This is a genomic window from Delftia sp. Lp-1 (assembly GCF_020523835.1).
GTDB lineage: Bacteria > Pseudomonadota > Gammaproteobacteria > Burkholderiales > Burkholderiaceae_C > Comamonas > Comamonas acidovorans.
In genome coordinates, this window is the sequence record NZ_JAJALJ010000001.1 from 2,115,669 (window position 1) to 2,130,031 (window position 14,363).

A 14,363-nucleotide genomic window follows, 5' to 3' on the forward strand; every position below is an offset into this window, starting at 1 on the left:
GGTGCGTGGCGCGGACGCATGGCAGGGCAAATGCCTCTTCCCACGATGATCCGCATGAACAAACAGACCCTGTCCCGGTCGTGCATCGCCATCGGCATCTGCATGCTGATGGGCAGCGCCTGGGCGCAAGACGCCGCGCCCAAGGCACCAGCGCCCGCAGCTGCGGTGCAAGGCAGTGCAGCAGCCGGCCAGAAAATCGCCCAGTCGGGCACGCCCCAGGGTGCGGCGGCATGTGCCACCTGCCACGGCGCCAAGGGCGAGGGCATGGCGGGCTTTCCGGCCCTGGCCGGCCAGCACGCCGGCTATCTGGCGCGCCAGCTCCAGCACCTGGCCGACGGCAGCCGCCAGGCCCCCGTGATGGCGCCCATGGCCAAGGCCCTGTCGGCCCAGGACCGTGCCGACGTCTCGGCCTACTACGCCAGCCTGCCGCTGCCCATCCAGCCCGTGCGCGGCCCCCTGCCCAAGGGCAAGGACGATGACGGCGCCTGGCTGGTCGAGCGCGGTCGCTGGGCGGACGGCATTCCCGCCTGTGCCCAATGCCACGGCCCGGGCGGCGTGGGCGTGGGCGCCGATTTCCCGGCCATCGGCCACCTGACGGCCGACTACATGCAAAGCCAGGTCGCCGCCTGGAACAAGGGCCAGCGCGAGGCCGGCCCGCTGGGCCTCATGGGCAAGGTCGCGCAAAAGCTCACGCCCGCGGACATCCAGGCCGTGGCGGCCTACTACGCCCGCCTGCATGGCACCAGCCCCAGCACCAGCACCAGCACCGCAGCCACGGCCTCCGCGCCAGCCAAACCCTGATGGACCGGGAGCCGAACATGTCCGACACACAACCCACCCACGCCTCTCAAAACTCCAATACCGCCGAGTACGCCGTCGTCGCCTGCCTGTTCGCCGGCCTGGCGGGCGCGCTCGCCTATGGCATGTACATCAGCCAGCCAGACATGCCACCTGCGCCGGCCCGCTTGGGCGCGGTCCCCGCTGCGGCTGCCACCGCAGCCAGGGCCGATGCAAATGCGAATGCGCAGGTCACTTCCCAAGCCGTGAAAGTGGCTGCCGACGGCGGCGCCTTCACACCCCCCGGTGCCCGCGACATCCCCGACACGCCCATGGGCGAGTGGATTCGGCGTGGCGAGGCCATCTTCCTGCGCACGCCGGCCAACGCAGTGGGCTTTTCGGGCAACACCCTCAACTGCGTGAACTGCCACCTGGACGCAGGCCGGCTCAAGGGCGCCGCACCCATGTGGGGTGCCTACCCGCTGTACCCGGCCTACCGCAAGAAGACCAACCACGTGGACACCTTCGCCGAGCGCGTGCGCGGCTGCTTCATGTACAGCATGAACGGCAAGGCCCCCGACGACGGCCACGACATCCTCGTGGCGCTGGAGGCCTACGCCTACTGGATGGCCCAGAAGGCGCCCACGGGCGAGAAGCTGCCGGGCGCGGGCTTCACCAAGGTGGGCAAGGCCGCGCAGGAGCCCAGCTTCGAGCGCGGCGCCAAGGTCTACGAGGCCAAGTGCGCGCTGTGCCACGGCGCGCAGGGCCAGGGCCAGGAAGCGGGCGGCGTGACCGTGTTCCCGCCGCTTTGGGGCAAGCAGTCCTACAACTGGGGCGCGGGCACGCATGAGGTGGACAAGGCCGCCAGCTTCATCAAGGGCAACATGCCCTACGGCAACCCCACGCTGGATGACCAGGAGGCCTGGGACGTGGCTACCTACATCAACAGCATGGAGCGCCCGCAGGACCCACGCTTCACCGGCAACGTGGCCGACACGCGCAAGCAGTTCCACGACACCCCGTTCTCGCTGTACGGCACCGAGGTCAACGGCCGGCTGCTCAAGGGTCTTTGAGCAGGTCGGACAGGCAACGGCAGGCCGGGCGCAGGCCTGCGTTGCTGTACATGGCAGGGCGCTGACGGCCGCCCTGCAAGCGCATCTGCGCCGGTGCGGCCTTCGCACCAGACGGCGTACGGTCATCGGTTTGACGGCCGGCATTTCATGATTTAATAAGAATCATTCTCACTGATTTGCCAGCGCATCCGGCTTGCACCGCAGCACACTGCCTTGTCGGCAAGCCGGGCCCGTGCCGCACGGAGCCATGCGCAAAGGCCTTCGCGCGACCACCGCGCAATGCTCAGGTTTGCCGAGGAAACCATGACCCAGACCTTGGACGACATTCAGCAACTGGCGCATGAGCACCAGGTGCTGCTGCGTGGCTACGGCCACGCCCAGTTGCGCAGCAGCGAGCTGCTGTGCCTTCAAGCCCAGGAAATAGAGAGGCTGCAAAGGCTGGTGATCCGCCAGCGCGCGGCCTTGATGGCCAAGGAAACCCAGCTGCTGTGGGCGCGCGAGGAGCGCGAGGCGCTGGAAAATGCCATTCCCGGCCTCTCGCGCCGCGTCACGCTGGCACGGCGCGTGGAGTCGCTGCTGGTGCGCGTGCAGGACCTGTTGCGCGAGCGCGCACGCTGGCAGCGCCAGACGGCCGCGCCCCTGGCGCAGCCCGCCATGCCTGCGCGGAAGCCCGAACAGGACGCCGAGGCCTTCGAGGCCAGCCTGCGCGAGGCCGATCTGGTGATCTGCCAGACCGGCTGCCTGAGCCACGGCGAGTACTGGCGCATGCAGGACCATTGCCAGCGCACGGGCAAGACCTGCGTGCTGGTGGAGCAGCCCGATGCGCTGCGCATCGTCCGCATACACCGGGGTGCCGAAGGCGGCGACAACCCCGCCATGACACTGACACACGGAGACACCACCGCATGACACGCAGCAAGATGCCCCTGAGCCCGGGCGGCGAACCCGAACTGCGCAGCGTCGGCCTGAAGGCCACGCTGCCGCGCATGCAGGTATTGGAGATGTTTCGCCAGAGCGAGTCGCGTCACCTGCACGCCGAAGACGTGTTTCGCCTGCTGGCCGAGCGGCGTGCCGAGGTGGGCCTGGCCACCGTCTACCGCGTGCTGTCGCAGCTGGAGGCCGCAGGCCTGCTGCTGCGCCAGACCTTTGAAAGCGGCAAGGCGGTGTTCGAGCTCAATGAGGGGCCGCACCATGACCACCTGATCTGCCTGCAGTGCGGACGCGTGGATGAATTCAGCAACGACCACATCGAAGCGCTGCAGCACCAGGTGGCCCAGGCCCACGGCTACCGCCTGGCCGACCACCGCCTGGCCCTGTACGGCCATTGCGGCGCGTGCTCGCAGCTGCCACCCGAATCACCGGCACAGCCCGTGCAGGCAAGACAGCCTGCGCTGCAGGACAACGAATGAGCACCAACGACAGATCCCTGACCCCCGAGCAGCGCGCCGCGCTGGACCTGCTGATGTCGCGCCAGTCACGCTGGCCGCTGCAGGAGCCGGCGCCCGGCCCCGGCGTGATCGACACCGTCATCGACGCGGCCTTGCGCGCCCCCGACCACGGCCAGCTGCGCCCCTGGCGCTTCGTGCTGGTGCAGGGCGATGCGCGCCATGCGCTGGGCGAGGTGTTCGTGCAGGCTGCCAAGGCGCGTGACCCGCAGGCCGACGCCGAGCGATTCCGCGCCAAGGCCCTGTCCGCCCCGCTGATCATTGCGCTGGGCGTGCACCTGCAGCCCGAGCACAAGGTGCCTGAAAGCGAGCAGCTGCTGGCCGGTGGCGCTGCCGCCATGAACATGCTCAACGCCCTGCACATCCTGGGCTTTGGCGGCTTCTGGGCCAGCGGCGCCAACAGCCACGATGCGCGCGTGCGCGAGGCCCTGGGATTCGAGCCCCATGACCGGCTCGTCGGCCTGCTGTATGTGGGCACGCCCGTCTCGGCCGGCCGCGAAGCCCTGCGGCCGCCGCGCAACCGCTTTGTGCGCGAATGGCAGCCCGGGCAAGACCTGGTGCAAGGCCTGGCCCTGGCCCTGTCCTCCAGCGCGGCCGACGAAGGCTGATCCTGGTTCCCTGAAACAAGGATGCCCGGCTAGACCGGGCATCTTTCGTTGCGGCTGCGCAATCGGCCTAAGCCGCCGTCTCGACCGACTTCAACTGGTAGATGGCATAGAAGTGCACGCCAAAGGTCCAGCGGAATGCCGGCCCCACCAGCGAGTAGGGCGGGCCGTAGCCTTCCATCACCTGGTGCGCGGCCACCAGCTGCAGGCGCGGATGGGCTTGCGCCAGATCGGCCTCGCGGCGCAGGCCCCAATGGAACTGGGCCTGGGTGAGCCGGACCGAGGGGTGCTGGCTTGCGCGCCCGGCGGCCAGCCAGCACATGGCGTCGAACACCAGTTCCGAACCCGGCGGGCTGCATTGCGCAAACGTGGTCCACAGCGCCTGTATCTGCTCTTTTTGCAGGTACATGGAAACGCCTTCGGCCATCATGAAGACGGCAGGCCCTGACCTGTCGGCCGGCAGTCCCAGCCGCTGCCACCAGTCGGCGTCGGCCAGGTCGAATTCGCGGATCTCCTGGCGCTCCGATTGCCAGGGCAGCAACTGCCTGCGCAGTGCAACGACCGGCCCCAGGTCCGCATCCGTCATGCGCATCTGCCCGTTGTCCAGCCATTGGAAATAGTCGCTGAGGCCGCAGCCCAGGTTCACCACATGGCCCCGCGGCTGGCGCCGGAGAAAGTCCTGCGCCAGCGCGCGAAAGCAGTGCGTGCGCGCCAGCACGCCGTAGATGCTCTGCCTGTCCTGCAGCCAGCGGCTGCCGTCGTCGTCCAGTTGGGTCAGCGTGTCCAAGGCATGGGCGTCACTGACGGCCATGCCCGGAAACAGCCGGTCGCCCAGGGCGCGGGCAGTCAGCGGAATGCGCAGCGTCTCGCTGACGTCGGACAGTTTTTCCTGCCGGGGCATGGAGGGCGGCGCATCGGTGAAAGCCGGGCCGGCCGACGGTGCAAGAGGTTCGGGCATTGCTCGCTCCTGTGGTGCGCTGCAGGCCAGCATGCCAGGCCTGCGCACGTCATGAACCAGTTAACGGAAGTCATTCATATTGGTTTGATGCAAGGCTGCCACGGCACGACCCGCGACGCTTCCAGGGCCATCATGCGCGAAGTCCGTTCAGAACCGGCAGTCCGCAGTCTGCACCAGTTGCGCAAAGGCGCCGCCCAGCGTGCGGTTGTGGTGGCCGATGATGAGCTCGGCCTGCAGCAGCGGCGAATCGGTGGTGGTATGGGCATCCGCCACCAGCACCGGGCGAAAGCCCAGGCCGGCTGCGGCACGGCAGGTGGTGTCCACGCAGAACTCGGTCTTCATGCCGGCGATGACCAATTCGGCAATGCCGGCTTCGGCAAGCCAGGTGGCCAGGCCGGTGCCCTCGAAGCAGCTGGGCCGTGTCTTGTCGAAGACGCGGTCCCGCTGCGCATCGATGCCCAGCTGCGGCAGCAGTTGCGTGAGCGGGCTGCCCGGGGCGATCGGCGAGCCTGCAGGGCCGGTGTGGCGCGCAGCGAAGATGGGCGCGCCGGCTTCACGGGCGCGGGCGATCAGTTGTCGGGTGTTCGCCAGCACGCGGTCCTTGTCGAACGGCGCGTCGCTGCCGTTGAAAAGACCTTGCTGCATGTCGATGACGAGCAGGGCACGCCGTGGGCCGTCCGGTGCGGCCGTCGAGGATGGGGAGGAGGCGGCGGAAGGGGCGGAAGCGGCGGAAGGGGGAATCTGCATGAAGTCTCTCCGGTGATGCCCTGGATGCACGGAGAAACGCAAAGGCCCCGTCCATCGTGGGCGGGGCCTTGGGGGATGGTGGCTGCCTTGCGGCGCTCAGGTATCCGTCCACGGTCCGCCGTTGGCGGTCGTGGTCGTGAGGCGGTGCGTGGCAAAAACCATCCGCGCATCCTGAGGCCGGCGATGCGGCCTGTCAACCACGGCGTGCGCGGGCCTGGCCCTCACGACTTGTTGACCTTGTGGTCCTCGCCCTTGGCTTCTTCCATGGCCTCGGGCTCCAGTTCCTCGGCGGAGCGGTTGAGGTGGATGAAGGCGCCCCAGCCCAGCAGCAGGACACCCACGGCGCTGACCAGGGCGGCGGGGTAGAGCAGGTGGGCCGGCTCTTCCTGCGTCTTGAAGGCAGCGACCAGTGCTTCGACGGCCAGGGCGACGACCAGCACCACCAGAAAGCGCGAGAGAAAGCGGCGCACGCGCGTGGGGCCGCTGATGTGGGCCTCGCGTATGACTTCCTCTTCGGTGATGGTCTGGGCGATCTGCAGCGCAACCACGCCGGAGGCCAGGATGCCCAGCGCCTCGACGATGCGCAGGCCCGATTCGCCATCCACGCCATGCGCCATGGCGTTCCAGCCCTTCAGGCCCGCGATCCAGAGCAGGGCCACGGCGGCCAGCGAAAACAGCAGCGCGATGAGGGCGTGCAACACGGTGAAAAGGGTATGGATGGCTTTCATGGCAGAGGGCGGAGAGTGGGCCGTGGCGCATGTTTCCACGGCTGCGGCGCGCCGCTTGTAGGAAGCGGCGAACAGCGGTGGACAGGCGGCCTGCCTGTCTGCGGGTCACGGGCATGGATAGAATCCGAGGACCATGTCCAGATGGTTCATCGCGGTTTTCTCCCTGCACTTCGTCGTCAGCGTGGCCTTGTCCACGCTGGGGCTTGCGCCATGGCGCGCCTTGCCGAACGAGCCATGCGAGCCGCCCGGTGTCCACCCGCGCGCGGCCTGCGTCGGCCCGGAGCGCGCGGCGGCGCCGCGGGTGGACACGGTCTCCCTGCTCGATGACTTCGACCACGCGCTGATGGACGATCAGCAGGACCTCCCCGATGTCGTGCACGCCGTGGACGGCATGCCGGCACCCCGCCTGCAGGCCGGGCGCCACATCACCGCCAGCCTGCGCGAAGGCCCGTGGCGCAGCCTGGCCCCGCCCGACCGGCCTCCCCGGGCAGCCTGATCCCCCATTGCCGTTTTTCTGACCTGCAGTGCCCTGCGCCTGCGGTGCCTCTGCCGCTTCGGGACCCTGTCCTGAATGCCCGGCTGCCGGGCTGGCCCCTGGCTTTCCTTCTTCCCGGACCCATCGCCGCATGGGCCCTTTCTGCCGCAGCTGCGGCTCCCGGTTCCCACAACACGCATCATGGAAATTGCCATACTTTTTGCGCTGATCCTGCTCAATGGCGTCTTCGCCATGTCCGAGATCGCGCTGGTGACGGCGCGCAAGGCGCGCCTGCAAAAACTCATTGACGAGGGCGATGCCGGCGCCGCCGCCGCCGCGCAGCTGGGGGCCGACCCCACGCGCTTTCTGTCCACCATCCAGATCGGCATCACCTCCATCGGCGTGCTCAACGGCATCGTCGGCGAGGCCGCGCTGGCCGCCCCCCTGGCCGAGTGGCTGCAGCGCATGGGCGTGCCCGCGCCCTATGGCGGCTACACGGCCACGGCGCTGGTGGTGGTGCTGATCACCTATTTCTCCATCGTCGTCGGCGAGCTGGTGCCCAAGCGCATCGGCCAGACCTATCCCGAGACCTTTGCGCGCCTGATCGCACGCCCAGTCAACTGGCTGGCCCATCTGACCAAGCCCTTCGTGGTGCTGCTGTCCGTGTCCACCCATGCGCTGCTGCGCCTGTTGGGCGTCAAGGAAAACAGCGGCAGCGCCGTCACCGAGGAAGAAATCCACGCCATGCTGGCCGAAGGCACGACGGCCGGCGTCATCGAATCGCACGAGCACACCATGGTGCGCAACGTGTTCCGCCTTGATGACCGCCAGATCGGCTCGCTCATGGTGCCGCGCAGCGACGTGGTCTGCCTGGATGCCGATGCGCCGTTCGAGGACAACCTGCGCGTGATCGAGCAGTCCGACCATGCGCGCTTTCCCGTGGTGCGCGGCGGCATGGACTCCATCATCGGCGTGCTCAACGCGCGCCAGTGGCTGTCTCGCGCGCTGCAGGGCAAGGAGCAGGGCCTGACCGACCAGCCCATGCAGACCGCGCTCTATGTGCCCGAAACCATCACCGGCATGGAACTGCTGGAGAGCTTTCGCCTGTCCGACGTGCACATGGCCTTTGTGATCGACGAGTACGGCGAGGTCCAGGGCATCGTCACCCTGCAGGACCTGGTGGAAGCCATCACGGGCGAATTCCAGCCCCGCGATCCGCGCAACTCCTGGGCGCTGCAGCGCGAGGACGGCAGCTGGCTGCTGGACGGCCACATCCCCGTGCCCGAACTCAAGGACCGGCTGGAGCTGGCCACCGTGCCCGAGGAAGAGCGCGGGCGCTACCACACGCTGGCCGGCATGGTCATGCTGCTCACGGGCCGGCTGCCGCGTGTCACCGACACCGTGCAATGGGAAGGCTGGCGCTTCGAGGTGGTGGACATGGACGGCAAGGCCATCGACAAGGTGCTGGCCATGCGCGTGGACGTGTCGCTGCAGGTACCGGGTGGTGAAGACGTCGGTGCGGCCCATGCCGCGCGCTGAACGCAGGGGCCCGCGCGGCGCATGGAAACTGCTGGCATGCGCGGCGGCCGTGGTCTTCATGGCCGCCTGCCTGGACGGCGTGCAGGGCTACCCGCAACAGCAGGCGCCCATCATCAGCCCCTACGACATGACCCAGGAGCAGCGGCTTGCCGAAATGAACGTCATGGGCGCGGCCGGCCACGCCGACCATCGCTGGACCTACGAACTGCGTTCCGGCTGCGTGCTGCGCGTGGACCTGGACGGCCCGCAGGGCCCCAGGCCTTCGCATGACATCGCCCTGCTGGGCAGCGTGGTGGCCGTCACGGCCCAGCGCGAACGCGGCAGTTTCCGCGTGGAGCTGCAGCCCGGCGACGGCCTGCAGGCCGCGCGCTCCCTGGTGCTGGAAAGCGCCAAATGGGCCGACGCCAGCTGGACCCAGCTGCTGCTGCGCCTGATGCAAAAGGGCTGCGTGGAAATGCAGGGCCTCTCGCATGGCAGGGGGGCCGCAGGCCGGCACTGAAGAGGCATGAAGCGCGGCGGGCAGGCTGCTTGCTCCGATCCCCACAAATGAAAAGCGGCACCGAAGTGCCGCCGGTTTGAACGCGGGACGAGAGCCCCGCGCCAAGGCAGATCGCCGGCTTACTTGGCCAGCGTCAGCGTGCCCTTCATCAGCGCGGAGTGGCCGGGGAAGGAGCAAAAGTAGCTGTAGGCCTCGCCGGCCTTCAGGGCGGCGGTGGAGAAGGTGACGGAATCGCTCTCGCCGCCGCCGATCACCTTGGTGTGGGCGATCACGCGGGCATCCTTTTCCTTCACGAAATCCTTGGCTGCGCCAGCGGCGATGCCGTCATTGGCCACGGGCTGCAGGTCGGCCGTCTTGCTCAGCACCCAGTTGTGGCCCATGGCCGTCTTGGGCAGCTTGCCCACGTGCTTGAGCTTGACCGTGAACTGCTTGCAGCTGGCGGGCACGCTGATGGTGGGCTTGTTGAATTGCATGGCGTCGTTGCCTTCGATCTCGACGGCGCAGTCGGCGGCCAGCACAGGCGCGGCGACGGCAGTCATTGCGAGGGCCAAGAGGACGGGCTTCCATTGCTTTGCCATTGTTTTCTCCTTGAAAAGCGGGTGAGGTGGCTGGCATCCGAGGGCCATGGACCGGCAGGCGGTCTGTTGCCATGGATGCTTTGTATGGCTGCCCCAAGCATAGACAGGATCGGGGGCGGCAGGTTGATTTGAATCAAGTCAAAAGAGTTCGAAGACTTGCGCTTGGAGCATGCGGTATGGCGTCGCGCATGCAGGGCATGCATTCGGGCTGCCGCAGGAAAACGGTTTTGCCGCCCGTGGTCTTTTGGCGACGGGCAACCCCACAGCTCGCATGCCTCTACTCACGTCAGTCACATTTGGGTACGATTGCCGTAAATAGAGGGAATGTATGAGATTTATTGTTTTCATAGGCTCGGTCATCGGCGCCATCTTTTTGCTGATGGCGTTTTTCGTCGACAGCTCCCATCAACAGGCGGCGCTGGCGGCCATGGCCTGCGCCAGCGTCCTCATTCCGTATGTGCTGTTCAGATTGCACTCGATCGCCGTCGAGCATGACCAGCTCGACCAGATCCTGCAACTGGTGCGAAAGTCCGGCAGCCAGGGCGAGGGGCTGGCACAGGGAGGCGATGGGCCCCCTGAAGCGAGCGGGCCTGTGGCGCCCAGGTCCTGGATGTCCTGAGGCCTGGCATCGACAGGTCTGGCATCAACAGGTCTGGGAGGTGTCAGGCGAACTGCACCACCACGCGCCGGTTGGTGCGGCTTTTCTTCTCGATCTTGGTGACGGCCACCGTGCCGATCTCGGCCGTGCTGCGCACATGCGTGCCGCCGCAGGGCTGGCGGTCCAGGCCGGGGATGTCGATGATGCGGATCGTCGCCGTGCCGCCTGGGGGCGCGGCGCCTGCGGTGCGTACCAGATCGGGCTGTGCAGCCAGTTGCTCGGGCGTGATGCGGTCCACGTTCACGGCATGGCTGGCGGCGATCAGGGCGTTCAGGCGCTCCGTCAGATCGGTCTTGTCCAGCGTGGATTCAGGCAGGTCGAAATCCAGGCGCGCCGAGTCGGGCGAGATGCTGCAGCCCGTCACGGGCACAGGCACCAGCACGCCCAGCAGGTGCAGGCAGGTGTGCAGGCGCATCAGCCGGTGGCGCCTGTCCCAGTCGATCACCACCTGGACACGTTCGCCCACCTGGGGCGGCGCATCGGTCTGCAGCACATGCAGGATGCGCTGCCGGTCATCGGCATAGACGGTATCGATCAGCGCCAGGCTGCGGCCATCGGCCAGGGTCAGCGTTCCGGTGTCGCCGGCCTGGCCGCCGCTGCGGGCATAGCAGACCGTGGCATCGAGCTCGATGCCTTCGGGGCTGACGGCCGTCACGGTGGCTTCGCAGCGGTCCAGGTAGGCGTCGTCGTCAAAGAGCTTGTGCGTCTGGGGCATGGGGTGTCTCCGGTGTCCTGGTTCTTGGGTTAGGGGCTTCAGCGCAGGGCGCACTGGCCCTGGGCGGTTTCCATCTGGGGATCTGGGGGCGTGCGAGCCGCCGGCCCGGGGTGCAACGCCCCGCAGGTCGGCCACAGGGCGGCCACATGCCGGGCGCCGCGGTCCAGTCCGGCTGCGGCGGCGATGAGATGGTCAGGCTCCCGTGTCATGGCGCGTGTCATGTCGCGGTCCATGGTATCGGCGGCATGGCGGGGCCGGGCAGTACGCCTGGGCGAAAAGTCCCCAGTACAGTCCATGGCCCGCAGCGGCGGCAGTCTCCTGCTTGACAGCCTGTCAAGTGGCGGTGCCCACGACCTGACAAGATCGGCGCCCGCACCGCGTGCGTGCCGGGGAACAATGGCGTGGCCGTTGCGGATGGCGCTACAGATTTTTCCAAAGCTGACGACATACGCAGGGCATGAATCTGTGAGTTTTCCGAGGGACTGTCCGGATGGATCAAGAATTTTTGCTTCCGTCCGGTGCAGGCTCCACCCCCGTCTCCATCCCGGCAGGCCCTGGTTTGCGGCTGCCCACATTGTTCATCTCCTCATCTTTATGAGCACTACCGATCTTCACGCGGCTTCCCTGAGCGATCTCTATGACCGGCTGCATGAAAGCCTCAGCGACGAGGCCTTTGCCGCCGAACTCGACGCCCGCCTGCATGACGGGCGGGCCGACGAGGCACGCACCTTCCTGCGCGACTGCGAGGAGCGTTGTCTCAACATCCTGGGGCATCTGAGCGGCAGCGACGCACCCTGGTCGCGTGACGGCGATCGCTGGCTGGCCTTTGCGCGGCTCACCGTGCCGCGCGGCCATGTGCTGTCGGGCCGCAGCGAGGAGCTGACCAATGCCCATGTGGCTGCCGAAGTGCGCGTGCTGGCCGAGCAATGGCTGGCCCACGCCCGCAGCGCCGACCTGCCTGTGTACAAGGGCATAGGCTTGGTGCTCGGCAGCCTGCTGCCCTGGCTCAGCTATCCCGGCATGCCCTATGACGAGGTGACGTCCACGCTGGACTGGGCGCTGGCGCTGCGCGAGGAGGCCGGGTTCCGCCGCAGCCATGAGTACCACGCGGCCTGGAAGCCCCTGGTCGCCCAGCTGAACGATGCCGACCTGCAGCGCTACGCCGCCGTGGGCGGCAAGCTGTTCGACGATGTGCTGGACCACTACCGCAACGAGCGCCAGCCCGGGCAGCCCAAGGGCCAGGGCTGGAAGGGCTGGCTGCCTTTCTTTGCCGAGCATCCCCAGCTCTTCGACAAATCCTACATAGATGATCCCGACCTGATCGGGCAGCGCTGGGCCAGTGCCGGCGCGCCCCGGCGAGAGGAACTGGCCGCGCTGCTGCTCAGCCAATTGACCTACTCCCAGCGTGCCGAGCGGACGAGCGCATTGCAATTGCTGGACCGCCTGGTGGCCGAGGATTCCGCGCCCTTTGCCAAGCAGCTGCGCGAAAACGGCCGCTACCAGATCAGCCTGGCGCTGGCCATGCATGTCATGAAGCAAGACGATGCCGCCTTGCTGCCCCTGCTGCTGCCCGCCATGGCCCAGCGCTGCGACCGCGAGGACGAGCTGCGCCGCTACCGCAGCGTGATCCGCGAACTGGTGACCCGCCGCCCGGCCGATCTGGCCGAGGTGCCTGTCAAGGACCTGGTCAATGTGCTGCCCGCGTTCGACACCGCCAGCCTGAAGGCCGCGCTGCCTGCGCTGACCGCCATCATCACCGGCAGCAGCGCCAAGGGCCTGCGCGCTGCCATGGCCAGCCTGGCCGCCCATATTCCGCTGGCCAGCTTGGTGGATGCCGGCTGGCTGAACAAACCGCCCAAGAACCTGCTGCTGACCTGCCGCGACGTGCTGCTGGCCCACCCCGACCCCGCTGTCGGTCCCTTGCTGGCGCAGTTGCTGGCCGGCGGCAAGCTGGATGCGGCCTCGGCCAGCAGCGTGCAGCAGCGGCTGCAGCAGTTGGGCCTGACAGGGCAGGGCGCCTCGACATCGGATGAAAGCCAGGCAGATGCCGCATCGCCAGCGTCTGCCGCTGGCGGCGTGGATCTGCAAGCCCAGCTCGCTTCCATCAAGCGCCTGAGCGCGGCCATCAAGCCTTTTGACACGCCCGAGCTGCTGGCGCTGTGCGCGCCGCTGTCCGAACACGCGGCCCGCGTGCTGCTGCATGTATCCGCCATTGCCGAAGGCGGCCTGCCGCCGCTGGCCGGCGAGCTGCTGGCGCGCATTCCGGCCGACAACCGTGCCCGCCTGGCGCTGGCCCTGGTGCAGCAATGGATTGCTTCCGAGGGCGAGCCCAAGCAGCGCTGGGCGCTCAGGCTGCTGCCCGGCCATGCCGATGACCGCGTGGTCGATGCGCTGGTGTCCGCCGTCCAGGCCTGGAACCGCCCGCGCCTGCAGCGCGCGGCCGCCGCCGTCGAGCATCTGGGCGAGGTGGACAGCCTCTACGCTCTGCTGCGCGTGCAGGAGATCTCCGAGTCGCGCTCGCTCAAGGACCAGGTGCAGCGCACGGCGCGCAGCGCCCTGCGCGCTGCCGCCGCGCGCCGCAAGATGAGCGTGCCCGAACTCTTCGACGAGCTGACGCCGGACTTCGGCCTGGGCCAGGGCCTGACGGTCACGGTCGGTCCGCAGAGCTACCGCGTGGAGCTGCAGGGCGATCTGAGCCTGCGCGTCATCAACGACAAAAACAAGGCCAGCAAGACCATTCCTGCGGTCAAGGACGAGGCGCTCAAGCCCGAATGGGAGGCGGCCACCGCGCAGCTCAAGACCCTGGCCACCAGCCTCAAGACCGTGGTCAAGCAGCAGGCGCCGCGCATGCTGGCGGCCCTGGTCAGCGGCAAGCGCTGGCCGCTGGATCGCTGGCAGCGGCTGTTCGTGGCCCACCCGCTGCTGCGCATCGTGGGGCGCAGCCTGATCTGGCGCGCAGAGGATGCGCCGGGCCTGGCGCGCACCAGCTTCCGCCTGGCCGAGGACTTCTCGCTGGTTAATGTGGAGGATGAAACCGTGACCCTGCCCGCTGGCTGCAGCATCAGCCTCTGGCACCCGGCCACGGCCCAGCCCGGCGAGCGCGAAGCCTGGCAGACCTACATGGCCGACTATGAGCTGGAGCCCCTGGTCGACCAGCTGGGCGCCTGCGCCGAGCAGCCCGCGCCCGGCCAGTTCAAGAACGGCATGCTGCTGCCGCCCGCGCCGATCACGCTGGCGCAGGAGCAGCTTGGCGGCCTGCTCAAGAAATTCGGCTACCGGCCCGGCCCCGTGGGCGATGGCCCCAGCATCAATGAGCATGTGTGGCGCCTGCCCGCGCTGGAGCTGAGCCTGGAGCTGTCGCACGGCTTTTTCCCGCCCTATCTGGACCTGGGCCTGCCCGTGGCCGTGGAAGGTCTGCGAGTGCACGACCTGAGCAAGGAATATGGGGCCAGCGCCGACCCGGCGCGGCTGCCCAAGCCGCTGCTGGCCACGCTGCAAGGCCAGTGGCTGGCCCTGGCGGCCAAGGCGGCTGCCTGAGTCCTTGTCTTTGTGAACCTTTGACCCCT

General features: G+C 68.1%; 16 protein-coding genes. 10 read left to right on the forward strand and 6 right to left on the reverse strand.

The window, feature by feature from the left end; all coding sequences use genetic code 11:
* Positions 1–45 precede the first annotated feature (45 nt).
* The 5 genes from LGR64_RS09390 to LGR64_RS09410 all read left to right on the forward strand — a co-directional run bounded on the left by LGR64_RS09390 (position 46) and on the right by LGR64_RS09410 (position 3,903).
* Complete coding sequence (locus tag LGR64_RS09390; protein WP_230356172.1) at positions 46–801, forward strand: c-type cytochrome; 756 nt, start codon at positions 46–48, stop codon at positions 799–801.
* Between the two features lie 17 nt (positions 802–818).
* Positions 819–1,850: a c-type cytochrome gene (locus LGR64_RS09395; protein ID WP_230355313.1), complete on the forward strand. Its 1,032-nt coding sequence runs from the start codon at positions 819–821 to the stop codon at positions 1,848–1,850.
* Positions 1,851–2,153: 303 nt separating this feature from the next.
* Entirely contained in the window at positions 2,154–2,759 is a 606-nt protein-coding gene (locus LGR64_RS09400) for a DUF2325 domain-containing protein (protein ID WP_198819070.1), read from the forward strand.
* A complete protein-coding gene (fur, locus tag LGR64_RS09405) occupies positions 2,756–3,259 on the forward strand; it encodes a ferric iron uptake transcriptional regulator (protein ID WP_034394641.1) in 504 nt (167 codons plus the stop codon). The genes LGR64_RS09400 and fur overlap by 4 nt, the downstream gene beginning before the upstream one ends.
* On the forward strand, positions 3,256–3,903 hold the full coding sequence (locus LGR64_RS09410) for a nitroreductase family protein (protein WP_065347680.1): 648 nt from the start codon (positions 3,256–3,258) through the stop codon (positions 3,901–3,903). The genes fur and LGR64_RS09410 overlap by 4 nt, the downstream gene beginning before the upstream one ends.
* 67 nt (positions 3,904–3,970) lie before the next feature.
* On the opposite strand, the gene LGR64_RS09415 is transcribed toward LGR64_RS09410, so the two are convergent.
* The 3 genes from LGR64_RS09415 to LGR64_RS09425 all read right to left on the reverse strand — a co-directional run bounded on the left by LGR64_RS09415 (position 3,971) and on the right by LGR64_RS09425 (position 6,333).
* Complete coding sequence (locus LGR64_RS09415; protein ID WP_230355314.1) at positions 3,971–4,858, reverse strand: class I SAM-dependent methyltransferase; 888 nt, start codon at positions 4,856–4,858, stop codon at positions 3,971–3,973.
* A gap of 147 nt (positions 4,859–5,005) precedes the next feature.
* On the reverse strand, positions 5,006–5,605 hold the full coding sequence (locus LGR64_RS09420; RefSeq protein WP_230355315.1) for a cysteine hydrolase family protein: 600 nt from the start codon (positions 5,603–5,605) through the stop codon (positions 5,006–5,008).
* A 221-nt stretch (positions 5,606–5,826) separates the two neighbouring features.
* Entirely contained in the window at positions 5,827–6,333 is a 507-nt protein-coding gene (locus tag LGR64_RS09425; protein WP_012206033.1) for a hypothetical protein, read from the reverse strand.
* A 133-nt stretch (positions 6,334–6,466) separates the two neighbouring features.
* Here LGR64_RS09425 and LGR64_RS09430 point away from each other — a divergent pair, with 133 nt between their 5' ends.
* The 3 genes from LGR64_RS09430 (at position 6,467) to LGR64_RS09440 (ending at position 8,846) form a co-directional block, all read left to right on the forward strand.
* Entirely contained in the window at positions 6,467–6,829 is a 363-nt protein-coding gene (locus LGR64_RS09430) for a hypothetical protein (protein WP_230355316.1), read from the forward strand.
* A gap of 180 nt (positions 6,830–7,009) precedes the next feature.
* Complete coding sequence (locus tag LGR64_RS09435; protein ID WP_230355317.1) at positions 7,010–8,347, forward strand: hemolysin family protein; 1,338 nt, start codon at positions 7,010–7,012, stop codon at positions 8,345–8,347.
* Positions 8,334–8,846 carry a hypothetical protein gene (locus tag LGR64_RS09440; protein WP_230355318.1) on the forward strand — a complete coding sequence of 171 codons (513 nt, stop codon included), beginning with the start codon at positions 8,334–8,336 and terminating at the stop codon, positions 8,844–8,846. The genes LGR64_RS09435 and LGR64_RS09440 overlap by 14 nt, the downstream gene beginning before the upstream one ends.
* A 119-nt stretch (positions 8,847–8,965) precedes the next feature.
* On the opposite strand, the gene azu is transcribed toward LGR64_RS09440, so the two are convergent.
* On the reverse strand, positions 8,966–9,424 hold the full coding sequence (azu, locus tag LGR64_RS09445; protein ID WP_012206029.1) for an azurin: 459 nt from the start codon (positions 9,422–9,424) through the stop codon (positions 8,966–8,968).
* Between the two features lie 328 nt (positions 9,425–9,752).
* Between azu and LGR64_RS09450 the strand changes: the two genes are divergently transcribed.
* Positions 9,753–10,043, forward strand: coding sequence for a hypothetical protein (locus LGR64_RS09450; protein ID WP_230355319.1), 291 nt, complete (start codon positions 9,753–9,755; stop codon positions 10,041–10,043).
* Positions 10,044–10,086: 43 nt separating this feature from the next.
* Here the strand turns inward: LGR64_RS09450 and LGR64_RS09455 are convergent, their stop codons facing one another.
* Positions 10,087–10,797, reverse strand: a complete 711-nt coding sequence (locus LGR64_RS09455) for an alanyl-tRNA editing protein (protein WP_197943612.1) — start codon at positions 10,795–10,797, stop codon at positions 10,087–10,089.
* 38 nt (positions 10,798–10,835) lie between these two features.
* The gene (locus LGR64_RS09460) at positions 10,836–11,018 is read right to left on the reverse strand and encodes a hypothetical protein (protein WP_230355320.1); all 183 of its coding nucleotides are present in this window, start codon (positions 11,016–11,018) and stop codon (positions 10,836–10,838) included.
* Positions 11,019–11,391: 373 nt separating this feature from the next.
* Here LGR64_RS09460 and LGR64_RS09465 point away from each other — a divergent pair, with 373 nt between their 5' ends.
* Positions 11,392–14,334 carry a DUF4132 domain-containing protein gene (locus tag LGR64_RS09465; RefSeq protein WP_230355321.1) on the forward strand — a complete coding sequence of 981 codons (2,943 nt, stop codon included), beginning with the start codon at positions 11,392–11,394 and terminating at the stop codon, positions 14,332–14,334.
* Positions 14,335–14,363 lie beyond the last annotated feature (29 nt).